This is a genomic window from Seleniivibrio woodruffii (assembly GCF_029267515.1).
Classification (GTDB): domain Bacteria; phylum Chrysiogenota; class Deferribacteres; order Deferribacterales; family Geovibrionaceae; genus Seleniivibrio; species Seleniivibrio woodruffii_A.
Genome location: NZ_JAJUIS010000009.1, coordinates 89,686 through 114,387 on the forward strand (window position 1 = coordinate 89,686; position 24,702 = coordinate 114,387).

Genomic DNA, 24,702 nt, shown 5'->3' on the forward strand with positions numbered 1-24,702 from the left:
CATGCTCGACAGTACACAGATAATCCTTTTCTGCTCAACATCTCTACTTCTCGCCATAACACCGGGTCCTGACATCATTTATGTCATAACCCGCGGCATAACACAGGGACACAAGAGCGGCATGGCAGCCGCAGCGGGATTCTCTCTGGGCAATATAGCCCATACCACCTTCGCAATAGTTGGACTGTCGGCAATAATCCGCTCCAGCGCATTGGCGTTCACCGCCATAAAGATAGCGGGCGCGCTCTATCTCATATACATAGGCTGGAAAACATTCACCAGCAAAGGCGGAGCGTCCGCGGAAAAAGATACTAAGATATTAAGCCCAAAGGCTGTTTTTATACAGAGCATCACCGCGAACGTTCTTAACCCGAAAGTAGCGCTGTTCTTCATCGCCTTCTTTCCGCAGTTCGTCAAACCGCAGAACGGACACCCCGCCATACAGATGGCGCTTCTGGGGCTGCTGTTCATCATATGCACCTTTATAGTCTTCTCCGCATGTGCGCTTTTCAGCGGACAGATAGGTGAAAAGCTGAAAAACTCCAAAGGCGCAGGTCTTCTGAACAAAGCGGCGGGCGCTGTTCTTATGGGGCTTGGCGTGGCGCTGGCTTTTTCAAAAAGATCATAAAAACTTGATGTAATTTTTATTACAAAAAGATATAATTGTCTCCGATGAATACGAATTATCAGGCATTTAAACTCGGAATAAAGGAAGGACTGCCCATAGCGATAGGCGTTGCGGCATACGGCATTGTTTACGGTATGCTGACACAGGGCGTTCTCACCACATGGGAAACCGTTATGTCGTGCATGGTGGTTTTCGCAGGCGTGTCGCAGATTATGGCACTTGAAATGTGGAACGCTCCTCTTCCGGTTTTCGCAATAATCCTGTCAACCTTCATAGTCAACATACGCCACATCCTCATGGGCGCATCGATATATCCCTATGCGGAAAAAGAAAAAAAATGGGTTAGTTACTTCAGCCTGTTTTTTATGGTGGATGAAGGATGGGCACTCACAATGGGCAAGATGGCGCGCACGGCGGAACGCATAGGCTACCTTGCCGGAACCGGATTCATCCTCTATTTCCTCTGGCTGGCTTCCGCCATGATAGGCAGACAGGCGGGCGCTTTCATACCCTCACCCGAAAAACTGGGTATAGACTTCGCGCTGTCGGCGGTATTCATAACAATGGCAGTTTCCGGCTTCCGCGGCAGAAAGGATATTCCTGTTGTGGTTGTTGCAATAATAGTTTCATGTCTTTTCGAGCATTTTGTGGGCGGCAAATGGTATATACTCGCAGGCGGGATAGCCGGCGGACTTACAGCATGGGTTAGCTATGGACAAGACTAGTTTTCTGACCATCCTTGGGATGGGTGCGGCAACATATCTCACACGTGTTCTTGGTTTTTACATCGCAGGGAAGGTGAATCTGACCCCCAGATTCCGCTACGCTCTGCAAAGCATTCCCATAGCGATTCTGGTTTCAATAGCGGCTCCGTCGATTATAAAAGGTTCCGTGCCGGAGATACTTTCGGCAATGGTTGTCATAGGTACGGCGATAACCGGACGCGGACTTCTCTTCTGTCTCGCAGTGGGCATCCTCGCAATTAACTTCTTCCGTTACGTTTTTTAGAAAGGCAGCGATTCCAGCAGTTTTCCTATCTTTTCAACTGATTTTTTTACCTTTGCATCGGTCATAAGGTCGCGCTTATCCTTCAATATCTCCCCAAGCTCTTTGCCAAGGGTATTTCTCAGGTTTTTGCCCGCTTCTGAAACTGATTCGGGAAGAGCGTTTTTCGCCGAGAGCAGACGCATCGTGTCGGCAACGGAGGTCATACGGGGTATCAGCTTTTTCACTGCTTCAACAAAAAGCTCGTTGGCGTTCACAAATTTTCGCACAGTCTCAGCTTTTTCCAGAGCCGACGCGTAACGCTTAGCCAGTGAATCGAACTCTTTCAGCACAGCCTCAAGCTCCGCCACCTTTTCACCGGAAACGGCGGTGGTCTCCGCATTCAGCTTCTCCGCCATAGCGTTCACCGAGCTTGCGAAAGACTGGGCAACAGCATCGAAACTGCCTTCTTTTTCCATTGCGCCCATAAAAAGCGGGTTATCAGTCAAAACCTGATAAAGCTCCTGTTCAGCTTTTTTAAACTCCGGATCGGTCAAAAATTGTGCCGTTGCCGAATATATATTAGATATTCTGCGACCAAAGCAGTCACCTGTCTTCTCAGCCATCTCCCGCAGTTCCGCGCTTGCTGTGCCAAGGGTCATAAGCTCTGCGTACTTCTCACTTACAGCCTCAAGTTCGCCGTACTGTGCCTTAACTTCATCCGCGCAGGTCTTCATAGCGGAGATAAATTCATGTTTCTCTTTCGCAGCCTCCATAGCCGCGGCGTATTTTTCCGCAGTCTCATGGTGACGCTTCATAACATCTGTGACATTTGCGCTCATTACGCACCTCCGCTGTTTCAGAAAAAAGATGATAGCCTGTTACGCTTTATACTGCAAGGATTAATGAATCATCAGCCTGTCGCCGATGATGAGCAGAAAGAAAAGTAACGCCGAAAGATTCAGCGAACCGAAACGAAGCGACGGTCTCTTCGCATAGCCGAAGATGAAAATCAGCACGGGCACAACTGCCGCGATGCTTGCCGCAGCGGTGAATCTGCTGCTGTATACTTCTGAAAAAGGGATAAAAAGCAGTGCCGTAAGATATGCCACAGCCCATACCAGAACGAAAAGTCGGCTTTTGTCCGCACCGTATGAGAATGTCAGAGTTTTAAATCCTGCATTCTTATAGTCCTCCGCATGTATATCCGCAAGGATGGCGAAATGCGGAGTCTGCCAGAGATAGAGTACCGCTGTGACAAGCAGTATATCCCTGTCAAAAGGACTGCCGCCCGCCATACAGTAGCCGAGCACAGGGGGCATGGCACCCGCCAGCCCGCCAAGCATAACAGAAAAAGGGGACACCTTTTTCAGAGGCGTATAAACAAAATTATATCCGGCGACAACCAGAAAACCGATAGCCATTGCCCACAGACTGCCGCTTAAAACAATGAAGCTGAATCCGATGAGAATCAGAACCACCGCGAGCGCCAGAACCTCTTTCGGAAGAATATACCCGCCCGGCAGAGGTCTCTGCATGGTGCGTTTCATGAGTCTGTCGCTGTCGCGCTCCTGATACTGATTCAGCGCGGAACAGCCGAACGACAGAAAAACAGACGCGCAAACTGCGTACAGGTGCGTCAGACCGATATGGTGAAAAGAAAGGCAGGTCCCCGCAAATGCGGAAAGACCCACCATTGATGATAATCTTACCCTGACAAGATGCTTTATGCTGAGCATCTATTTCAGAGTGCTGATATATTCTATCAGCGCCTTAATGTCGTCGTCGCTGAGCTGACCGTATTCCGGCATTGAAGGTTCATAGCCTTCAACAACGTACTCTGACGGATGTTTTATGGAGCTTATGATATACTCCACGTTGGCTGTCACTTCCATCTTTTTGCCGTCTTTTGTCACAGCAGTCTTTCTGTCCATCAGCCCTTTAAAGCTGGGACCCACAAGTTCGCTTCCGTCAACGGAGTGACATCCGGTACAGCCTTCCCGTTCAGCAATCTCCGCGCCTTTGGCTCCGAGTTTCGCCGTGGGCTTGCCGCCACCTTTGAAATATCCGATTATCTTGCCCAACTCCTCTTTCGTCAGTTCAAAGGGAGGCATCATATCCTCATAACCTTTGACGATGTCCGCCGCTGGCTGTGTAATTGATTTTTCAAGGTACATGTCGTCCGCTTTAACGGTCTTTTCTTTGCCGTTTTCAACAACAACGGTATCACGTCCGTAGATACCCTTAAAGCTGGGTCCCACAAGATCCGTGCCGTCCGTTGTATGGCAGTCGAAGCAGCCGTGTTTTTTGAGCAGTTCTTCGCCCTCATCGGGAACTTCCGCTGCGGCGGAGGCATTCAGCCATTTGTCGAACTCCTCTTTCGGAACCACGACAACCTTTGAAAGCATGTATGCGTGACGCACGCCGCAGTATTCGGCGCACTGAATCTCATATTCCGCCGGTTCGCCGCTGTTGAACCATACATAGGTGTGCATACCCGGTACAGTATCCATCTTTACACGGAATGCCGCCACATAAAAGCTGTGGATAACGTCAACGGATGTCAGGTCAACCTTGATTGGAGTGTCCGCAGGAACGTACAGCTTGTCGCTGGTCTTTCCGTTGGGATATTCGAACTTCCAAGACCACATGCGGGCGGTGCATTTCACCTCGTAGCTGTTTGCCGGAGCCTCCCGCAGAGCCTTATAGCCTACCCATCCGTACCAGAACATAGCGCCCACGATAATGCAGGGAACTACTATCCAGATAATTTCCGCAACGAGGTTCCCCTCAATCTGCGCGGGAACGGGGTTGCGCTTTTTGCTGTATCTGAAAAGGAAATACAGCGTCACCGCAGTTATAAGGAACAGGATGACAAAAGATACCCCGAATATGAATTTAAATGCCGTATCAACCTTGCTGACGGCATCGATAAGTGTCGCGTCCATCTCAGCCTCCCCTGTACGCAAGATCGAAGAACGTCATGCCTATGAAGATGGCGAGTATCAGAAAACACAGAAAGACTATCCCCTGCATAAACCTGCTCTCGTATTTCATATGCATGAAAAACATTATGACCAGCAGCGCCTTTGTTGTTGCCAGCGCAAGCGCCGCAGCAACGTTCATAAAGCCGAGGTCAATGCGTGATACCGCAACTGTTATCGCCGTAAGCATAAGCAGCAGACCGAGGATTATCCCCGCAGTCTTAATGCTCAGTATATGGTGTTTATGTTCATGATTTTCGCTCATACCGACCTCACAACACAAGATAAAACAGGGGAAACAGGAAAATCCAGATGAGATCCACTATGTGCCAGTAAAGCCCCGCGTTCTCCAGTTTCACAAAATCCTGCTGATTGATAACGTCCTTTTTCATGAACCACACCATCACCGAAAGAAGTATCGCGCCGATGATAACGTGTACGGCGTGAAGTCCCGTCATGAGGAAATACAGCCCGAAAAAGATGTTCTCGCCGTGGGACATCTCCCGCAGATGGGGCGAGTCCGGCCATATGCCGTGGTGGAACTTAGCCCGCCACTCTATCGTCTTGTTTATGACGAAAATACCGGCACAGGCTATCGTCAGATACGTAAAGTTTACGGCGAGCTTCTTTTTACCCTGCTGGATAAAGGTTATCGCCGCCGCTATGGCAAAGCTGGAGAAAAGCAGGACAACCGTGTTCAGCGTACCTATAACAACGTCGAGCTGCTTGCCGCCCACATGGAAATCCGCCCTGTACTCGTGGAGATATGCCGCATAGAGCACGAACATACCGCCGAAAAGCAGAACCTCTGTGAACAGGAACAGCCACATGCCGAGCTTCGCGCCTGCGTAGTCTTTGTGTGTGTTACTCATCCGGCGTTACCCCCTGAAAATCATAGGGTTTGCGGGAGGTGTCCGGCTCCTTGTCAAAGTTGAGCAGAGGCGGCGGAGTAGGTATCGTCCATTCAAGTGTAGCGGCACCCCACGGATTGCGCCCTTTCAGCTTTTCTCCTTTCGTAAAGCCCCTGATGAGGTTTACAAGCATTATGATAACACCCACGGCAAGAATCCACGAACCGACGGTGGATATCACATGTCCTTCCTGATACTGAGGCAGATAGTCGTAATAACGTCTTGGCATCCCCTCAAGCCCGATGATGAACAGCGGGAAATAGAGGAGGTTGAAACCTATGAACAGAATATAGAAGGCTACCTTCGCCACCGTTTTGTTGTACATCCTGCCGTAATATTTCGGCAGCCAGTAATGCGCCGCGGCGAACATACCGAAGCCTGTTCCGCCAAAGATAACATAGTGGAAGTGGCTTACCACAAAATATGTGTCGTGTACATGGATGTCAGTGCCAGCGGAACCGAGGATAAGCCCCGTAAGACCGCCCACGGAGAACAGGAAGATGAAGCCCAGTGCATAAAGCAGAGGCGGATCGACGGTTATGGAACCTTTGTAAAGGGTCGCCGTCCAGTTGAACACCTTAATAGCCGATGGGATGGCGACAACAAATGTAAGCAGCGAGAAGATAAGCACCGCCGTGTCGCTCATGCCTGATGTGAACATATGGTGCGCCCACACCAGCGAGCCTGCAAAGGCTATCATAAGGCTGGAAAAGGCTATAGTCTTATACCCGAAAATAGGTTTGCGGGCAAAAACGGGGATAATGTCGGAAACAACACCCATGGCGGGAAGAATCATGATGTACACCGCGGGGTGGGAGTATATCCAGAAAAGGTGCTGATAAAGGATGGGATCACCGCCCTTGTTCGGATCGAAAAGCCCGACGCCAAGCACCCTTTCAGCAAATATCAGAAGAACCGTTATACCAAGCACAGGGGTTGCAAGCACCTGAATCCAGCCCGTCGCATATAACGACCATGTGAAAAGAGGAATCTTCGTCCATGTCATGCCCGGAGCGCGCAGCCTGTGGATGGTTGTAATGAAGTTAAGTCCGGTTAGTATTGATGAAAAACCAAGGATGAACACCGCAATAACAGCCACGGAGACGTTGGTTGTGGTGAACTCCGAAAAAGGCACATAGAAGGTCCAGCCGGTATCCGGTGCGCCGCCCCCTGTAAACAGGGACACAAGCGCCAGTATGGTTCCGCCTATGTACAGATACCAAGAAAACAGGTTGAGACGCGGAAACGCCACATCCTCCGCCCCAAGCTGTATGGGCAGCACCAGATTGCCGATAGCGGCGGGGATGCTGGGGATAACCACGATGAAAATCATGATAACCCCGTGCAGAGTGAATACGGTGTTGTAAGTCTGCGCGTCCATTATTGTTCTGCCCGGCGCAATAAGCTCAAGGCGTATCGCAAGCCCAAGGCACAATCCGGCGATGAACATCGCCAGAATAACATACATATACATAAGCCCGATGCGCTTATGGTCGGTTGTTGTCAGCCACGCCATAATACCTGTGCGGCCGTTTCCCGAATCCTCCCAGAATGAAAGAGAGTTACTGCTCATCCGAACCTCGCTTTTTTCTCTTTTTTCCGCCAAAGAACAGATACGAAGCAAACATTGCTATAACCAAAAGTACCACTATGCCGGAAACCTTCATAACGTCGAAAACGTATTTTTTGCCCTGCGGGTCATAGCTGAAACAATATGCAACCAGCTTTTTCACCGACAGACCGGGGGTTTCCTTCTCCGCTTCCACAACCGCCATGGTCATTTCGAAAGGCAGAATGTCCGTTCCGTAGAGATACCTGACTATCTTTCCGCTCTTTGAAACTGATATGACAGCAACAGGGTGGAGAAAGTCCCTGTCTTTCCGCTGGAAACGGAAGCCTAGTGCGTTCATGAGTTTGTCTATATTCTCTTTTGAACCTGTCAGAAATATCCAGCCGCTGTCCGGCACAGTTCCGCCGGCTGCCTTCATGTAGTTGACCTTCTTTTCAGCGGCTGTTTCAGGAGTATCGAACTCGTCGAAGCTGACGGAAACAACCTGAAATGTTTCGCCCGCCTTCATCTTAACCTGCGGGATGATATCAGCAAGCCGTGACTGCAGAAAGTTGCACACGTTGGGACAGCTATAGTAAACAGGAGCGAAAAGCGTAGGTTTGTCTACTATGTCTTTCAGCGTGACTGTTCTGCCGTCAGAGGTCTGAAACTCAAGGTCAAGCGGTATAACGGAGCCGAGATGCTCCGTAACACCTACATTCGCCTTCTCCTGTGGTGCCGGATCTTTGTGCACATGCTCGTGCGCGGGTTGCGCATTATCTTCTGCGGGCGCATCCTCATGGTGCATATGCTCCATAGTTTTTTCGCCGTCCGCGGCAAAAACCGGACGGACAGCGACCAAACCTGCAAGACATACTATCGCCAGAAAGATACCCGCAAACCTTAAAGTTTGCTTTATCATAGGCTTATTTCAGTTTTGAGATGTAATCAGCCAGAGCTTTGATCTCTTCGGGGTTCAGCTTTACCACCTGAGCTTTCATAACGGCTTTCTTCGCTCCGCCGCCTGTGCCCGCCTGATAGGCAATGAGATCAGCTTCAATATCTTTAGCCGGCTGACCTTTGATAACTTCGCTCACTCCAAGAGCTTTTTTGGAACCATCGGGACCGTGGCAGCCTTTACATTTAGCATAAAGAGCTGCGCCGTCCGCAGCGGCAATGGCTGTTGAAACTGCGGTGAGAAATACAATAAATCCGATTGTCTTTTTCATGGTTATTTACCTCGCTAACAAAATAGGAGACGTAATTAATTTTATATTTTAAAACGCCATACGTCAAATAAACATTGTAAAGGCGCTATTCAATTTGTTTATTCAGTCTGTAAAGTACCGCCTCAGTTATCTCGAAACTGCGGCAGTCAATCTTCATTTCCTTCATAGCGTCCGCAAGACCTATAAAAGCTGAATCGTATATGCTTTTGTGTGTGATGTTCATGGGAATAAAGGCGTTCTCCTCGCACACGGACATTGTCATCGCACGGCGGCAGGCTTCGGAGTCAGCACTTGTGACCGAACGACAGACAAGGGGACGAACGGAGTGAATGAGACATTCGCCCTCGCTGCCCAGAAATCCGCAGGGAATGTTAGCAACGATGCGCTCCTGCTCGTCATACCCGGCGATATGCACTTTTATATAGCGCAGCTTTGATTTAAGAGTTTCCAGACTTTCCTCAGAGAGGGATGATAAAAGATATTCCGCAATGCTGTCCGCCTCAAGGCACAGAACGGGAACGTGGACACGGCAGCAATGGCTGCACCCTCTGCGGCACTGCATATGGGACGCTTCCTGTCCGGAAATGTCCTTTGCAGCCCTCTGCTGTGCCAGTAAATGTATCCTCTTCATAGTTTCCGCCGGGCTTTCACCCGCTTTTACGGATCCGATGACGGACAAGTAAACTGTTTCGTGGAAGTCATATATTCTTATGCCTGCCATGAAATGATTATAACACAGTCAACTATACATATACAAGATTGATAGTAAAGAAATTTAGCCCATATAACGATATGAACGCAGGATTAAATTATTAACCCAGAATTAACTATGCGTCCTGCTCCGCAGACTCTTCATCCGCGAGGTTTTTTGGAACGCAAACACGGAAAAGAGAGCCTTTGTTCTGCTCTGATTCTATCTCAAGTCTGCCTCTGTGTCCCTCCATGATTCGTGAGATTATGGAAAGTCCCAGCCCAGTTCCGGAAAACTCGCGTTTAACATTGGTTGCCCTGTAAAAGCGTTTTGTGACCTTTTCAATTTCATCCGCAGGAATTCCCACGCCGGAATCCTCAACCTCTATAACGTTGTATTCGCCGAGGTCTTTCAGTCTTACTTTGATGAATCCTCCTCCGCGGCTGAACTTAACTGCGTTTGATATCAGGTTTGCAAAGACGTGACGGAACGATTCCGCATCTGCATAAACAACTGCCTCGTCTGAAATCTCCGATTCAAAACTGATGTTTTTATCGGCTATCTCCTTTTCATATTCCGCTGCAATCTCGGAAACCAGCCTGCCGATGTTCAGCGGCATAAAGTGATAAGGATACTGATTACTGTCCAGACGGGACAGCGTGATTATCTCGCTGAACAGAGTGTTCAGCAGTCTCGCGCTTCTTGCTATTGTTGTAAGCGACTTCTCTTTCACATCCGGCGAACAGTCCAGCCCCTGTGCAACGAGCAGTTCGGAATAGGAAATTATCTTCGTCAGCGGCGTGCGCAATTCGTGGGCAAGTGAATCAAGGATATCGGATTTAAAACTGTTTATGGTTTTCAGTTCGTCGTTTCTGGTCTGCAAAACACCGAGAACAGTTTTATACTGCTCTGTGACACGGGCAAGCTGTTCTTTGAGTCTGTCCTCATTCTCAAGGATACTGTGCCGCATCATCTCAAACGCTTCCGAAAGCTCCTGAATTTCGTCTCCGGTCTTTATAGTAAGTTTTTTTGTGAAATCTCCGGTCTTGTATGAACCCGCCGCATCTGTCAGGGTTGAAAGGTTTTTAAGAACTGTCATGCGGAGAAGCAGCGTAAGGGTGAGCACAATACCAAAAAACGCGGCGAATCCGGTTATAAGATAGTTCCTGTTGTTCACCGCCATTGCTTTTTCCAGCGCCTTCATGGGGATAGTTACAGATATCCCGCCGCGCAGGTCGCCGATCCTGTATCCCTGATAGTCGTGGCACTCCATGCACGCCTTATTGACATAGAGCGGTGCCATGTAACGGTAAAAACGTTCTTCTCCGAGGGTGATTATCTCCTGATGCTCTTTCGCTCCCTGAGCGAAAAGCCCAAGTGCACGCACTTCGTATTCGTCCGGAGCGTTTTCCGGGTTGATAAGCTGCATACTGGTGATGTGAAAACGGAAATCCGTCATACGCGCAGCATAGGTGGATAGCTGTTTAGTGGCAACTGCCGGAACAGGCTTTATCTGATCGCGGTTTTCCGCAACCCACTGGCGAGTGACAACTATCATGTCGAACATGGTCTTCGCCTGTGTATGCGCCTGCTGAAGCAGTATTTTTTTCTGACTCTCCATGAACACGTTAATCATGGCAAGGATTATGACGATGGTCACCAGTGTTATGCTGATAATCAGCTTAACCGTGAGTCTCATTTTTTGATCTTGTAGCCAACGCCTGAAACGGTCTTGATGATATCCGGGTTTTTCGGGTTTATCTCAACCTTCTGGCGCAGGTTTTTGATGTGTACGTCGAGGCTTCGTGACCACGAGTATATAGAGTTTTTACCCCAGATGTCGTTCACTATGGTATCGCGGGAGAGTACCTGTCCTGCCTTCTCTATAAAATATACCAGAATGTCGTATTCTTTCGGGGTAAGGCTGATTTTTTCACCTCTTATAAACACCTGCCTGTTGGCTCTGTCTATGTGCATATGATGAAAAACAGTGTCTTCGCTGTCATCCCCTTGAACAGGACCGGTCTTTTCCGCACGGCGCAATATTGCCTTTACGCGGGCGATAAGTTCAATATTCTCAAACGGTTTTGTCATATAATCGTCCGCACCGTATTCAAGGCAGACAACCTTGTCGGAAACGTTGTCGCGGGCGGAGAGTATGAGAATAGGCACGTCCAGCTCGCTTCTGATAATTTTACATATCTGCTGACCGTCAATATCCGGCAGGTTGAGATCAAGAATTATCATGGCAGGGTTGTTCTCTCTGGCAAGAAACAGACCGGTTATACCGTTCTGAGCTGTAAGTACATTGTATTTTTCGAGATTGAGAAGTAATTTAAGAATATCAAGAATTTCCTGATCGTCGTCAATAACCAGAATAGTCGTACTCATCAGTCACCCTGCGCAAAAAAATTAAGAGCATTAATTTATAATCTTAACATTCTTTCATGAAAAATGCAAAGTTCTCCGCACAAACAGATGAAAAACTGTCCGTGCGGAGAATAAATTAGCCTCTGGTTTTGAACTTACTCACCATGATATGAAGGTCGTCCGCCTGCTTCTGGAGGTCGGCAACGGTTGTAGTTACCTGCGCCAGAGCGTTCGAGCTTTCGTCGATACCGGAAGAAATAACCTGCGCATTGTCGTTTATGTTGGCAATGGCTGTCACCTGCTCCTGAATGGAACTGTTAATCGTCTGGTTTGTAGCGTTAATGTTCCCGACAGATTCAACTATCTGCTCAAAAACGTTTTCTGTGTTTTCAATAGCCTTTGCGCCTGAAACGACTTTATTGGTCGCCTCCTGCATGTCGCTGGTGGCTGTTTTCGTTTCGTTCTGAAGGCTTACAATGATGTTCTCTATCTCTTTTGTGGCGCTCTGGGTGCGTTCCGCCAGTTTACGAACCTCGTCGGCAACAACTGCGAAACCGCGCCCGTGTTCACCGGCTCTTGCCGCTTCGATGGCGGCATTGAGAGCAAGAAGGTTTGTCTGGTCTGCGATATCGTTAATAACGTTTGTAATGTTACCTATTTCAGAAGACGAGTTCGCAAGGCTGTCTATGGTTCTGCCCAGCTTTTCTACCTTTTCCCTGATTCCCATCACCTCTGAAACAGAGCTTAAAAGCTGTTCCTTTCCGCTTCTTGTGAGTTTTTCTGCGTTCGCAGCCTGATCGTTCGCCTCGCCTATGGACTGCATAACCTGTTGGGAAGTTACGCTTATCTCCTCTGTTGCGCTGGCAACGGAAGTGACCTGACTTGCCTGATCCTGAAACGTAACCGTAAGCTCCTCTGTTGTGCTCGCAAGCTCTGTGCTGGCAGAGGCAACGTTTTCGGAGCCCTCTTTAACTATGGATATGATCTCGTTAAGTTTCCCTATAAATTTATTGAAATGCTGAGCCATTTCACCCATTTCATCCTTTGAAAGAACTGGCAGATCGCGGGTGAGGTCGCCCTCGCCTTCAGACACTTCTTTAAGAAACTGGTTGATAGCTTTAATACTTTTTGTAAGCACGCTTGAAAGGAAGAATGCCACTATTACTATGCCTGCGGTGATGAAAGCGGACATACCCATTATTATGAAAATGGTTTTTCTGATAACGGAGTTAAGGTGTGCCTCTTTTGCGTTAACAGCGTCCTGAATATCGTCAACATAGAAGCCGGTACCCATTACCCAGCCCCACTTTTTAAGTGCTACCGCGTAGCTGAGTTTTTCCACTTCAGTATTTTTTGAAGCCTTGAACCACTGATAGCTGACATATCCGCCGCCCTTGTCCGCTGCGGCGATGAGCTCTTTGAATATGTATACGCCGTTCTTATCCTTCATCTCTATGAGATTCTTTCCGACAACCTCCGGCTTTGCTCTGTTCGCAAGGGCGATACCGTCATGGTCATTAAGAAAGATATAGCCGTCGGCGCCGTAATTAAGTTCCTGAATTTTTGCGGCAGCCTTCGCCTTCGCTTCCTCATCGTCAGCGGAAGCGTTGTCGTATATATCTTTAATGGACGATATTGACAGATCTATGTACTGTTTCAGTTCCTGCTCTTTCGCAGTGCGCATACTCTCTCTGAAATCAGCGATCTCCGATTCCCCTATCTTTTTCAGCTGATAATAGGTGAATATACTGAGGAACAGTGCTGTAAGAAGTACGGGAACAACTGCCATCAAAGCAATTTTGTATCTTATAGAAAGACTCATTGTGCCTCCGGAAAACAAATAATTAGTTGTGTTTATTCTGACAATTGTTACTTTTTATTCACTAAATTTCAAGCAAAATTACTATCCGCTTGAAATAACCGTTCTTTTATGTTCAATAGAAGCATGAAGACAATAATACTTAAAAAGTTCAAAGACAAACTGGCAAGAAATAAAAATCCGTGGATATTTTCCGGTGCTGTTCATTCCGCTGAAAAAGGAATAGTCAACGGCGAAGCGGTGAAGGTTCTTGATTCTGACAAGCGCTTCGTGGCCTACGGATTTTACAGTGAACACAGCGCAATAGCCCTCAGACTCTTTTCATGGGACGAAGAGGAAACATTTGGTGCGGATATCTTCAGAAAAAGACTTTCATGCGCTCTAGCAGCCAGAAAACGCCTGATAGATGCCGGCAGAACAGACAGCTTCCGACTGCTTTACGGCGAAGCGGACGGACTGCCCGGCTACGTTGCCGACATATACAACGGTCATATCAGCCTGCAGGTGAACACAGCTTCGGCTGTGCACTATCTGCCAATGATGAAAGACGCACTCATTGATACTGTCAGCCCGCTTTCCATATACGCACGCCCCGCTGACGAGCTGGCAAAGAAAGAGATGATACGCTGGCAGGAGCAGTGCATCCACGGAGAAACGCCCGACAGCATAATAATAAAAGAGAACGGACTGAAAATTTCAGCAAGCCTGAAAAGCGGCCAGAAAACCGGATACTATTTCGACCAGAGGGAAAACAGGCGTATAGCCGCAGAGTATGCAGAGGGTCAGGACGTTCTGGACTGTTTCTGCTACACAGGCGGGTTTTCACTGAACGCCGCCGCAAAAGGCGCAAAACACATAACAAGCGTGGACTCCTCCGCGGACGCCCTTGCAAACCTGAAAGAAAATTTCAGACTGAACGGATTTGACACGCCGGAAACCGTTAAAGCAGACATTTTTGATTATCTCCGCGAAAGAAACGCGGATTCTGTAAAACATGACATGGTCATCCTGGACCCGCCAAAGCTGGCAAAGTCGCAATCCGCTGTGGAACAGGCTTTGCGCGCATATAAAGACCTGAACATGCTGGGACTGAAAAAGGTGAAAAACAACGGAATATTCTTCTCTTTTTCATGCTCAGGCAGGGTTTCAAGGGAAGATTTCATAAAATCCATAGCATGGGCTGCAAAAGACGCCGGAAGAACCCTCAGAATAACAGGTTTTCTCTCGCAGAGCGGCGACCACCCGATAAACCCTTTTTTCCCTGAATCAGAATATCTTAAAGGCATTACAGGCATAGTTGAATAGCCCCTTTGTCATAATTTTGTGATTTATTGTTTTTCCGGTCAGTTTTTTATAGACTGCCGCACATTATTTGTATTATAAGTACAGATTATTTTTTTCGGTGGATAATGAGCAGCGCAAACGACATAGTGAGACTGGAAAGCATTTCAAAATCATTCGGCGGACACGGGGTTGTACACAACCTCGATCTCTGCATAAAAGACGGCGAGTTCGTAACCCTTCTGGGACCCTCAGGCTGCGGAAAAACTACACTTCTGCGCATCATAGCCGGTCTTGAAACTCAGGACTACGGCAGGGTATTCATAGGCGGCAAAGATGTAAGCATTATTCCGCCCAACAAGCGCGAGGTGAACACTGTTTTCCAAAGCTATGCCCTGTTCCCCCACATGACGGTATACGACAACGTGGCTTTCGGACTGAAAATGAGCAAAGTTCCGAAAGACGAGATAAAAGAACGCGTTAAAGAGGCGCTGGATACGGTTATGCTTGGAAACTTTGCAGACCGTATGCCCCAGAATCTTTCGGGCGGTCAGCAGCAGAGGGTTGCAATAGCAAGGGCGATTGTCAAACGCCCCAAAGTGCTCCTTCTGGACGAGCCGCTCTCCGCACTGGACTTCAAACTCCGCAAACAGATGCAGACAGAGCTGAAACACATTCAGCGCAAGCTGGGAATAACCTTTGTTTTCGTAACCCACGATCAGGAGGAGGCTCTCTCCATGTCTGACCGGGTTGTGGTCATGAACGAAGGGGTCATCCAGCAGGACGGGTCGCCCAAAGAGGTCTACGAAAACCCTAAAAACATGTTTGTTGCAAAGTTTGTGGGTGAGATAAACGTTCTGCAGGCTGTCATAGAAAAGACCATTAACGGTAAACTGCGCGCCAACGTTGAAGGCAGGCAGTGCCGCCTTACCAAAAAACACACATACGTCGAGGGCGACAGCGTAAAGCTGCTTCTGCGCCCGGAGGACATCCGTCTGGAACATATTAAAGACGCGGACAGCGACTATCCGCTTCAGGGCATAATAGAAGAGACCACATACAAAGGCGCGACGCTGGATTCCATCGTGCGTCTGGACAGCGGAACGGTTATCATGGCGAGCGAATTTTTCGATGAGGACGACCCCGAATTTGAATATAAAACAGGTGAAAAGGTCGCCGTTAAATGGGTTGACGGCTGGGAGGTACTGCTTCCCGATGACTGAAAAGAACCGTTTTAAAACCTTTTCCATAACCCTCATCTCAGTCTGGCTCATCCTTCTGGTTCTTGTGCCGACACTGATGGTTCTGGCTGTCAGCTTGATGACCAGCAACACTCCAGGTGAGATTTCACCCGTTTTCACGCTGAATAACTACAAAGCCATACGCGACCCGCTCTTTCTGCAGGTGCTCGCGGACTCTTTCGAAATGGCTTTCGTAACCACGGCTCTGTGTCTGCTGATAGGCTACCCTTTTGCTTATAACCTTTCAAAATACAGGGGAAAATTCAAAAGTCTTCTGCTGGTGCTTATCATCATTCCTTTCTGGACAAGCTCCCTGATACGTACCTATGCAATCATCATAATAATAAAGACCAACGGAGTGCTGAACGGTGCTCTCATGGCGCTTGGCATAATAGACGAGCCTCTGAGGCTTATGTACACCGAAACGGCTGTTCTCGTCGGCATGGTGTATTCTCTGCTGCCGTTCATGATTCTGCCTCTGTACGCTGTGCTTGAAAAACTGGACGGCAAACTTATCGAGGCGGCAAAAGACCTCGGCGCGGGACGTATGCGCACCTTCTGGCATGTTGTTCTGCCCCTTTCCATGCCCGGCGTGATAGCCGGCAGTATGCTTGTGTTTCTGCCGACCCTCTGTCTGTTTTACATATCAGATGTTCTTGGCGGTGCGAAGTCCCTTCTGATAGGCAATTTCATACGGAACCAGTTCCTTCTGACACGCAACTGGCCCATGGGCGCGGCGGCAAGCATGATTCTCACCGTTATTATGTTTGTCATCATCTACATCTATTATAGAAGCACCAAGAAAACGGGCGGTGAAGCCATATGATGCGTACACTGAAAATCGGCTATTCATCACTTGTTTACGCATTTCTTTATGTGCCTATTTTCGTGCTTATAGTATATTCGTTCAACGCGTCCAAATTCGGCACGACATGGCAGGGCTTCACTCTGAAATGGTATCAGAATCTGCTGGAAAACACGTCGCTTATGACTGCCGCAGGCAACTCAGTTCTTGTGGCTACACTTTCGGCAACCTGCGCAACCATAATCGGTTCGCTGGCTGCTGTGGCATTTTACAGATACACTTTCAAAGGCAAAAAAGTTATAATGTCTCTGGTATACATCCTCATGATGGCACCGGATATCGTGATGGGTATCAGTCTTCTGATACTCTTCGTCACCATACATATGGAGCCGGGGTTCATCACCCTTCTGCTCTCGCATATCACTTTCAACATACCGTTTGTCGCCGTTACGGTTATGTCCCGTATGAAGGGGTTTGACAAAAACCTTTTCGATGCGGCGGGCGATCTTGGCGCAACGGAGTTTCAGACCGTACGCCATGTCCTTTTTCCTATGATGCTTCCCGCTGTTGTTGCGGGATGGCTGCTGGCGTTTACACTTTCGATGGATGATGTTATCATAAGTTTCTTTGTAACAGGTCCTGACTTTGAAATACTGCCTCTTCGCATTTATTCAATGGTCAGGCTGGGGGTTAAGCCGGAGGTGAACGCTCTCTGCACAATAATGTTCACCCTGTCGCTTGTGATAGTTATGATATCTCAAATACTTAACAGGGAGAAAAAATGAAAAGACTGATTTTTGCTATCCTTCTTTGCCTTCTGGCATCTTCAGCTTTTGCCAAAGAAGTGGTTTATGTCTACAACTGGTCGGAATATATCCCCGAACAGGTTCTGAGCAACTTTGAAAAAGAAACGGGCATAAAAGTAATCTACACCACCTATGACAGCAACGAGGTTATGTATTCAAAAGTGAAAGTGCTCGGAGGTAAAGGGTACGACGTTATCTTCCCATCCACCTATTACGTTAACAGGATGCAGAAGGAAGGGCTGCTCACACCTCTTAACAGGAAGCTCCTGCCGAACTTCAAAAACATGGACACGTCCCTGCTCAACAAAGAGTACGACATGGGCAACAAGTACAGCGTGCCGTATCTCTGGGGTTCAACGTCTCTCGCCATCAACTCCGACTTTGTTGACGCGAAAAAAGCAAACACATACCGTATCCTCTGGGATTCGAAATATAAAGGCAAGGTCATCCTTACCGACGACCTGCGCGAGGTCTTCCATATTGCGCTCAGGATACTCGGTTATTCCGGCAACGAGACCGACCCCGAAAAAATTAAAAAAGCCTATGAACTTCTGCGCAAACTCCGCCCCAACGTGCGGGTTTACAACTCCGATTCGCCAAAAGTTCCGTTCATAAACGGCGAAGTAACCCTCGGTCTTACATTCAACGGTGAAATGTACGCCGCTGCGCAGGAAAACCCTTCAATCAAATATATCTATCCCAAAGAGGGAGCTATCTTCTGGGTGGACAGCATGTGCATCCCCAAAGGTTCCAAAAACGTTGCGAACGCGCACAAGTTCATCAACTATATAATGAAACCTGAAGTTGCTAAAATGATAAGCGAGGAAGTCGGATACCCCAGCCCCAACAAGGCGGGCGTGGCGCTTCTGGACAAATCCGTGCGCACAAACCCGACCATTTATCCGCCCCTGAGCATAATAAAACAGGGTGAATTCCAGCTCGACGTAGGCGACGCTATCAAAGTTTATGAAAAATACTGGAATATGCTGAAATCAGGAAAGTAATTAAACAAAGCGGAGGCAAAACCTCCGCTTTTTTTATACTCAAACGGGCAGTTGATAGATTTCTTACAATTTCTGACCGTTACTTCTGTTGTTATTTTTACCATTTTGATTCATAATTTCACATACTAATGATTACGGTGTGCTATGCAATACTTTAAACTTTTTATAATTCTGTCATTAACCGCTTTTCTCTCCGCTTGCGGAGGAGGCACAACTGCCTCGAAAAGCAAAAATACCAGTATAGAAATTAAACTGGAGCTGCCTGATAACTCAAAAAAGAGAACCAAAACAAATCCCAGATTTACAGTTGGAAACACCAGCATATCTCAGGTTCTCATCGGATACGGACCGACCGGGGACGAACAAACCACAATGGATGTAACGACCGCGGCGGAAAATCAGTCGTCCGTGACCATCCCCGACCTTGAGGCGGGAAAGGAGTACAGTTTCACAGTTTCGGCATTCAGCGGGACAGACACACTTGTCTGTCAGGGCGGCGATTCGCTCACTATAGTCCCCAATACCGTTTCCGACCTGACCCTGACATGTTCATTCGAGGATAAATACGCCATTGAGAACTTTGTTTTCAGCGTAGAGGCAAAGGGGGTGGATGGAACCCTTTCGGAATCGGATATGGATGATTACGTTGCGGATGAAAGCGATTTCGGCGTTTACAACGGCATGGACAGAAGCACTTTCATAACGGATTTCGTTACAAAACGGGCGGAAATGAAAAGCAACGGACTGAATCTGATATCGGTTCAGATGCTCAACCCAAGAATGAAACTGCCCAAATCTAAGATGAAAACCTCATCAAAAACATCTGAGGACACGGCCACCGCAAAAGTTAAATACATATACAGCGACGGTTCGTATAAATTTGAAGAACTCTGGGCGGCAAAGATTGACGACGAATGGAAACTTATCGGCAACGGGCACAACTATGACCTTGCCATAGAGAATCAGGCGGCGCAGCTTTTCAGCACCAGCGGGCAGACCACACCCGTTAAAGTGGCAGGAATTTCCGTCGGCGCAGGAACTGTATCAGCCGACAAAATAGCGTCATTCACAATGTCAGGTAACGGGATCAACAGCGCGGGTTATCTGATCATACCGGATCCGAACTTTATATACGCAAAACTTACGAGCTCCGCCTCTTCCTACTTTTTCAATGAGATAAACGAAAATATGACAATGTACGCAAATGCAGCCGCCGTTAATGACGGAGACCCGTACTCGTTTGCCATCACAACAAAAGAATCCGGCTCAGTAGCTGAAACCCTCTATGTTCAGGGCGACGGGATTACATCGTCATATATGAGCGGAAACGTCTTCCCCACTGCGGCGATGGCGTCAAGCAGCTCATGCACAAAAAGCATTACGGTAACTCTTCCCACAGCTTATACCCCAAGTTGGGCAGAAATACAGTTTTTCACTGTTTCAGACCAGGGTACGAAAAGAACTGTCAAAGGCAGGGTACCGCTCACAACATCTGTCATATCCGTTGACCTTGGCGACATTATCCCGGCAACACAGAATTACGGCGAGATGAAGATTACCGCCTATGACTCCGCAGGCAGAGCGTTTTCAACCTTCTATTCATTTGATAACCTCGGTCTGGCAACCGGAACGGCATGTGTTTCCGGCGGAGGTGACGGCGGTGACGACGACGATAACGTTATCGTGAACGGATATTACAAGATTTACGACATATTTGATGAGATTCAGAGCCAGTTATTCAGCACCGCATTCAAAGACTTTAAAAAGAACGCGGACAACTCGTTCTCCGCACTTCTCTCAACTAATCTTCTCTCACCCGGTTATAATGATTTTAACGGTTACTTTGAACCTCTTATGGCTAACTTCGATGCCGACGGCGACGTTCTGAGCGCATATTCCATTGAGCATGTAAATCCTGACTCCGCGAACACAGTATCCAGAGTCAAGCTGCTCACCGCCTCAGACGGAACGCAATACATCGTTGCCAGAAACTATGAAGGCGGGGATTACTTCGTTACATTGATGAAGATAAGTTCAAGCGGAGACAGCATAAGCTGGATAAAAAAATATCAGAGCGCCGATACCGACTATAACCAGTTTCACAAATTCATAGATGCGGCTCTCGTTTCCGATTCCGTGAACGATACGGACACATCGGACGATATCGTGCTTCTTATAAAAGGGAAAAACAATTCTAACTCATACAACGCAAACACTATGCTGCTGAAAGTTTCATCATCGGACGGCAACATTATGAGTTCAAACCTCATAGAGGCCACAAATACAGATGGCGGTGTGCTTCCCATTAAACTGGCAGTGGTGAAACCATACGATACTGTTGTCGTTCTGGCCTACACATATGCTCCGGACACTCAGAACCACTCGACGCTCTCCCTGATAGCGCTTGACTCTTCTCTCGCATACCAGTCGTCCAAAGAGATTTATGAAGGTTACGAAAATATGATCGATGTAGTCGCCGACAACGGCGTGGATGATACGCTCATGAACTTCGTGGATATGGCTGTGGGTATAAACGGTAAAATTTACCTCTCGCTTGTGCCGGAGGACTATTCAAACGCTTATGCGGCGGAGATTTCCACCGATTTCAACACAGGGTCGTACAACATCAATTCCGTTTCCCTGATAGCTCTTGAGGACACAGACTCCTCATACACGGAATACCAGGCGAAGATAGCCGTAACGAAAACACCGTCTGAAACAGAAAACCTGATTTATTATTACACTCTTGCGTCAGGCGTAATGTCCGGCGACATGCAGATGATTTTAAATACCCAATCCATTGCCCAGCTTTCCGAGTCCGCCTTCGTCACCTCAGGCGAAGGACTCAACTGGGTCTACACTCTTCCCGACGGGATCTTTTTCGATACCCATCTGTATGCAGGGGCGGCATCTTCCGTTTTCATCGTCAATACAGGTATGGTAATGAGCATGAATGTGGATGGGGAAGTAAGTGACGCTGATTTGGAAAATGCGGACGACAGGCTTTCATTTGAAACCATGTCCGTCAGTCTTCCGAGCCAGGTAATAACGTACAACACCAGCGCTATAACCGATATGAACGCCACTGTTCTGGGCAGCAGCTTATATAACATGGTTGAAAGACCGCTACTTGGCGCAAGCATATTCGGCAGCAACTAAACATTAAAAAAGGCGGAAAGTTTTGCTTTCCGCCTTTTGTTTTTCATTTAAGAAGTTCTTATTTACTCTGCTCTTTCGCCCAGCTGTCCTTTAAACCTACGGTCTTGTTGAACACGGGCTTTCCGGGTTTCGAATCCTTGTCGCTTGTGAAGTATCCCACCCGCAGGAACTGATATCTCTGCATCGGCTCAACGTCTTTCAGCGATGGCTCCGCAAAACAGGTTACAACCTTCAGCGAATCGGGATTGATGTTCGCTGTGAAGTCCATTCCCTCAGGAGCCTTGTCGGGATTCGGCGTGCTGAAAAGGTGCTCATACATCCTGACCTCAGCCTCAATGCAGTGTTTTGCGCTTACCCAGTGGGCAGTGCCCTTCACCTTGCGCCCGTCTTCCGTCCAGCCGCCGCGGCTTGCGGGGTCGTATGTGCAATGAAGCTCAAGAATATTGCCGTCGGCATCCTTAACGACCTCTTCGCATTTTATGTAGTATGCGTGTTTAAGGCGCATCTCCTGTCCGGGAGACAGTCTGAAATACTTTTTAGGCGGGTTCTCCATAAAGTCGTCCCGCTCAATGTATACCTCGCGGCAGAAAGGAACCTGTCTTGAGCCGTCAGCCTCGTTTTCAGGGTTATTCTCCGCTTCAAACCATTCCTCTTTGTCTTCGGGATAGTTGGTAATGACAACTTTCAGCGGGTCGCTGACGACCATGACCCTCTGAGCGACTTTGTTAAGATCTTCCCTCAGGCAGTATTCAAGCTGACCGTAGTCCACCAGGCTGTTGCTTTTGGCAACTCCTATCATCTCGGCGAAATTCCTTATCGCTTCGGGGGTGAACCCTCTGCGGCGCAGTCCCGCTATAGTGGGCATACGGGGGTCGTCCCAGCCGTTCACGAAACCTTTCTGAACAAGCGTCAGGAGTTTCCTTTTGCTCATTACGGTATATGTGAGGTTCAGCCTCGCAAACTCTATCTGTTGAGGATGGAAAACGCCCAGTTCCTCCAGAAACCAGTCGTAAAGAGGTCTGTGGTCTTCAAACTCCAGCGTACAGATGGAGTGGGTAATTCTTTCGAGCGAGTCCTCAAGCCCGTGGGCAAAGTCGTACATAGGATAGATGCACCATTTGTCACCTGTGCGGTGGTGGTGTGCGTGTGCGATGCGGTAGATTACTGGGTCGCGCATGTTCATGTTAGGCGACGCCATATCTATTTTGGCACGGAGGACTTTTTCGCCGTCGGCGAATTCGCCCTTTCTCATGCGTTCAAACAGGTCGAGGTTCTCCTCGACGCTTCTGTCTCTGTAGGGGCTTTCCTCGCCCGGCTCTTTCAGAGTTCCGCGTGTTTTGCGCATCTCTTCCGCGTTCAGTTCGCAGACGTATGCCTTTCCTTTTTTTATGAGGTTTACGGCACATTCGTAGAAAAATTCAAAATAGTCGGAGGCATAGAACTCTCTGTCCTCCCAGTCGAACCCAAGCCAGCGCACGTCTTCCCGGATGGAATCAACGTACTCCACATCCTCTTTAACGGGGTTCGTGTCGTCATAGCGCAGGTTGCATTTACCGCCGAACTCACGCGCCAGTCCGAAGTTTATACAGATGGACTTTGCGTGTCCGATATGCAGATATCCGTTTGGTTCCGGCGGGAAACGTGTGTGGACTCTGCCGTCGTTCTTGCCCTCTTCCAGATCCTTGCGGATGATATTTTTCAAAAAATTGGACGGTTTGGATACTTCTTCTTCCATGCTTAATCCTTTAAACGTTTTTTTCTATCCATGCGGACGCCGCCGCAACCCTGCGTTTAACACAGTCTTTGCCCAGAAGCTCCAGCATGTCGAACAGGTCGGGACCTCCGCCTACGCCTGTTACGGCAAGCCTTACGGCGGGGTTTATCTTACCTGCGGACATTCCGAGTTCGTCGGCTATGCCGTGGAAAAGTCCTTCAAGAGCGGCTCTGTTCCAATCGGCAACACCGTCAGCTTTTTCAACTATCTTATCGAAAGCAGGCTTAACAGCCGTTGTGAACTGTTTCCCTGCCTGTTTTGCGTCGTAATCTTCGGGGTCTTTGAAGAAATAGCCGCCGTTCTCGCCAAATTCTGTGACCTTTTTGCATCGCACTCTGAAAAGCGACACCACATGCTCTTTGTATCCGGCGGAAAAGTCAGCCACCGGCAGACCCTTTTCTGCCCACATGGGTTCAACGTCCGCAAGGAGCTTCGCGGAATCGTAATGCTCCATATACTGCCCGTTCATCCACGTCAGCTTATCCTCATCAAAGACAGAGGGTTTGGCGGAGATTCGGTTCATGTCAAACGCCTCGATTATATCATCAACGCTCATTATCTCTCTGTCGTCGCCTGGGTTCCAGCCGAGGAGCGACAGGAAATTCAGAAGCGCTTCCGGCAGATAGCCTGCGCGTTTGTAGTCCATTACGGATGCAGCACCCTTACGTTTGGAAAGTTTTCCGCCGTCGGGAGAAAGGATAACGGGGAGATGTGCTATGACGGGAGGCTGCCAGCCGAACGCCTTATAAAGCAGGATGTGGCGGGGTGTGCTTGCTATCCATTCGTCGCCGCGCAGAACGTGGGATATCTCCATCAGGTGATCGTCCACAACGCTTGCAAGGTGATAGGTGGGGTAGCCGTCGGTTTTCATTAGCACGGTGTCGTCAACCATTGTCACCGGAGTCTCTATCTCGCCGCGGATGCCGTCTACAAAGGAAATACTGCCTTCCAGAGGCGCTTTAAGACGAAGAACGTAAGGTTCTCCCGCATCTATGCGTTTTTGAGCCTCTTCTTTGGAGATTTCGCGGCATCTTCTGTCATATCCGCCGTGCTGTTCCTTGCGCAGTTCCTTCTCTTTACGCATTTTTTCCAGACGCTCAGGTGTGCAGAAGCATGGATAAACCTGCCCCCTGTCCCATAGTATCTGTGCATATTCTTTATATATATCAAGCCTTTCAGACTGGATATAAGGGCCGAAGTCTCCGCCCTTTTCAGGACCCTCCGTCCACTCTATCCCCATCCATTTCAGGCTGTCGAATATCTCTTTAAGTGAATCCTCCTGAAAGCGTGTTCTGTCTGTGTCCTCAATGCGGAGGATAAACGTTCCGCCTGTTTTTTTTGCGAACAGGTAATTAAAAAGGGCTGTCCTTGCGCCGCCTACGTGCAGATAGCCCGTGGGAGACGGTGCGAAGCGCACCCTGATACGATTTTCGCTCATTTTGACTCCTGAAAAGAAAAATCTAATTC

23 protein-coding genes are annotated in these 24,702 nt (G+C 48.4%); 9 read left to right on the top strand and 14 right to left on the bottom strand.

Features of this window, described 5'->3' with window-relative positions; genetic code table 11:
- The first annotated feature begins 1 nt into the window (after nt 1).
- From Q7P67_RS10530 to Q7P67_RS10540, 3 genes are read left to right on the top strand one after another with little or no spacing between them, the layout of a single operon-like run.
- Nucleotides 2-628, top strand: a complete 627-nt coding sequence (locus tag Q7P67_RS10530; protein WP_303851956.1) for a LysE family translocator — start codon at nt 2-4, stop codon at nt 626-628.
- A gap of 44 nt (nt 629-672) precedes the next feature.
- On the top strand, nt 673-1,353 hold the full coding sequence (locus Q7P67_RS10535) for an AzlC family ABC transporter permease (RefSeq protein WP_303851958.1): 681 nt from the start codon (nt 673-675) through the stop codon (nt 1,351-1,353).
- Complete coding sequence (locus tag Q7P67_RS10540) at nt 1,340-1,636, top strand: AzlD family protein (protein WP_303851959.1); 297 nt, start codon at nt 1,340-1,342, stop codon at nt 1,634-1,636. The genes Q7P67_RS10535 and Q7P67_RS10540 overlap by 14 nt, the downstream gene beginning before the upstream one ends.
- Here the strand turns inward: Q7P67_RS10540 and Q7P67_RS10545 are convergent.
- From Q7P67_RS10545 to Q7P67_RS10600, 12 genes are all read right to left on the bottom strand, one after another.
- A complete protein-coding gene (locus Q7P67_RS10545) occupies nt 1,633-2,454 on the bottom strand; it encodes a hypothetical protein (RefSeq protein WP_303851960.1) in 822 nt (273 codons plus the stop codon). The genes Q7P67_RS10540 and Q7P67_RS10545 overlap by 4 nt on opposite strands.
- 60 nt (nt 2,455-2,514) lie before the next feature.
- A complete protein-coding gene (locus Q7P67_RS10550; protein WP_303851961.1) occupies nt 2,515-3,351 on the bottom strand; it encodes a protoheme IX farnesyltransferase in 837 nt (278 codons plus the stop codon).
- Entirely contained in the window at nt 3,352-4,560 is a 1,209-nt protein-coding gene (gene coxB, locus Q7P67_RS10555) for a cytochrome c oxidase subunit II (RefSeq protein WP_303851963.1), read from the bottom strand.
- Between the two features lies 1 nt (nt 4,561).
- Nucleotides 4,562-4,861: a cytochrome C oxidase subunit IV family protein gene (locus Q7P67_RS10560; RefSeq protein WP_303851964.1), complete on the bottom strand. Its 300-nt coding sequence runs from the start codon at nt 4,859-4,861 to the stop codon at nt 4,562-4,564.
- A gap of 7 nt (nt 4,862-4,868) precedes the next feature.
- Nucleotides 4,869-5,468, bottom strand: coding sequence for a cytochrome c oxidase subunit 3 family protein (locus Q7P67_RS10565; RefSeq protein ID WP_303851965.1), 600 nt, complete (start codon nt 5,466-5,468; stop codon nt 4,869-4,871).
- A complete protein-coding gene (gene ctaD, locus Q7P67_RS10570) occupies nt 5,461-7,080 on the bottom strand; it encodes a cytochrome c oxidase subunit I (RefSeq protein ID WP_303851966.1) in 1,620 nt (539 codons plus the stop codon). The genes Q7P67_RS10565 and ctaD overlap by 8 nt, the downstream gene beginning before the upstream one ends.
- Nucleotides 7,070-7,978, bottom strand: a complete 909-nt coding sequence (locus Q7P67_RS10575; RefSeq protein ID WP_303851968.1) for an SCO family protein — start codon at nt 7,976-7,978, stop codon at nt 7,070-7,072. Before Q7P67_RS10575 ends, ctaD begins: the two co-directional genes overlap by 11 nt.
- A 4-nt stretch (nt 7,979-7,982) precedes the next feature.
- Nucleotides 7,983-8,285 carry a c-type cytochrome gene (locus Q7P67_RS10580; RefSeq protein ID WP_303851970.1) on the bottom strand — a complete coding sequence of 101 codons (303 nt, stop codon included), beginning with the start codon at nt 8,283-8,285 and terminating at the stop codon, nt 7,983-7,985.
- A gap of 85 nt (nt 8,286-8,370) precedes the next feature.
- Nucleotides 8,371-9,006, bottom strand: coding sequence for a YkgJ family cysteine cluster protein (locus tag Q7P67_RS10585; protein WP_303851972.1), 636 nt, complete (start codon nt 9,004-9,006; stop codon nt 8,371-8,373).
- Nucleotides 9,007-9,112: 106 nt separating this feature from the next.
- The gene (locus tag Q7P67_RS10590) at nt 9,113-10,675 is read right to left on the bottom strand and encodes an ATP-binding protein (protein ID WP_303851973.1); all 1,563 of its coding nucleotides are present in this window, start codon (nt 10,673-10,675) and stop codon (nt 9,113-9,115) included.
- Nucleotides 10,672-11,367 (bottom strand): response regulator transcription factor, encoded by a 696-nt coding sequence (locus Q7P67_RS10595; RefSeq protein ID WP_303851975.1) that lies wholly within the window; start codon nt 11,365-11,367, stop codon nt 10,672-10,674. Before Q7P67_RS10595 ends, Q7P67_RS10590 begins: the two co-directional genes overlap by 4 nt.
- A gap of 115 nt (nt 11,368-11,482) precedes the next feature.
- A complete protein-coding gene (locus tag Q7P67_RS10600) occupies nt 11,483-13,168 on the bottom strand; it encodes a methyl-accepting chemotaxis protein (RefSeq protein WP_303851976.1) in 1,686 nt (561 codons plus the stop codon).
- Nucleotides 13,169-13,291: 123 nt separating this feature from the next.
- Between Q7P67_RS10600 and Q7P67_RS10605 the strand changes: the two genes are divergently transcribed.
- The 6 genes from Q7P67_RS10605 (at nt 13,292) to Q7P67_RS10630 (ending at nt 21,461) form a co-directional block, all read left to right on the top strand.
- Nucleotides 13,292-14,470: a class I SAM-dependent rRNA methyltransferase gene (locus Q7P67_RS10605; RefSeq protein WP_303851977.1), complete on the top strand. Its 1,179-nt coding sequence runs from the start codon at nt 13,292-13,294 to the stop codon at nt 14,468-14,470.
- Nucleotides 14,471-14,574: 104 nt separating this feature from the next.
- Complete coding sequence (gene potA / locus Q7P67_RS10610) at nt 14,575-15,669, top strand: spermidine/putrescine ABC transporter ATP-binding protein PotA (protein WP_303851979.1); 1,095 nt, start codon at nt 14,575-14,577, stop codon at nt 15,667-15,669.
- Nucleotides 15,662-16,513, top strand: coding sequence for a spermidine/putrescine ABC transporter permease PotB (gene potB / locus Q7P67_RS10615; protein WP_303851981.1), 852 nt, complete (start codon nt 15,662-15,664; stop codon nt 16,511-16,513). Before potA ends, potB begins: the two co-directional genes overlap by 8 nt.
- Nucleotides 16,510-17,277 (top strand): spermidine/putrescine ABC transporter permease PotC, encoded by a 768-nt coding sequence (gene potC, locus Q7P67_RS10620; protein WP_303851983.1) that lies wholly within the window; start codon nt 16,510-16,512, stop codon nt 17,275-17,277. The genes potB and potC overlap by 4 nt, the downstream gene beginning before the upstream one ends.
- On the top strand, nt 17,274-18,302 hold the full coding sequence (locus Q7P67_RS10625; RefSeq protein WP_303851984.1) for a PotD/PotF family extracellular solute-binding protein: 1,029 nt from the start codon (nt 17,274-17,276) through the stop codon (nt 18,300-18,302). The genes potC and Q7P67_RS10625 overlap by 4 nt, the downstream gene beginning before the upstream one ends.
- 144 nt (nt 18,303-18,446) lie before the next feature.
- Complete coding sequence (locus Q7P67_RS10630; protein ID WP_303851985.1) at nt 18,447-21,461, top strand: hypothetical protein; 3,015 nt, start codon at nt 18,447-18,449, stop codon at nt 21,459-21,461.
- A 58-nt stretch (nt 21,462-21,519) separates the two neighbouring features.
- On the opposite strand, the gene Q7P67_RS10635 is transcribed toward Q7P67_RS10630, so the two are convergent.
- Both Q7P67_RS10635 and gltX read right to left on the bottom strand, forming a co-directional pair.
- On the bottom strand, nt 21,520-23,196 hold the full coding sequence (locus tag Q7P67_RS10635) for a glutamine--tRNA ligase/YqeY domain fusion protein (RefSeq protein ID WP_303851986.1): 1,677 nt from the start codon (nt 23,194-23,196) through the stop codon (nt 21,520-21,522).
- 10 nt (nt 23,197-23,206) lie between these two features.
- On the bottom strand, nt 23,207-24,673 hold the full coding sequence (gene gltX, locus Q7P67_RS10640) for a glutamate--tRNA ligase (protein WP_303851987.1): 1,467 nt from the start codon (nt 24,671-24,673) through the stop codon (nt 23,207-23,209).
- Nucleotides 24,674-24,702: the final 29 nt, after the last annotated feature.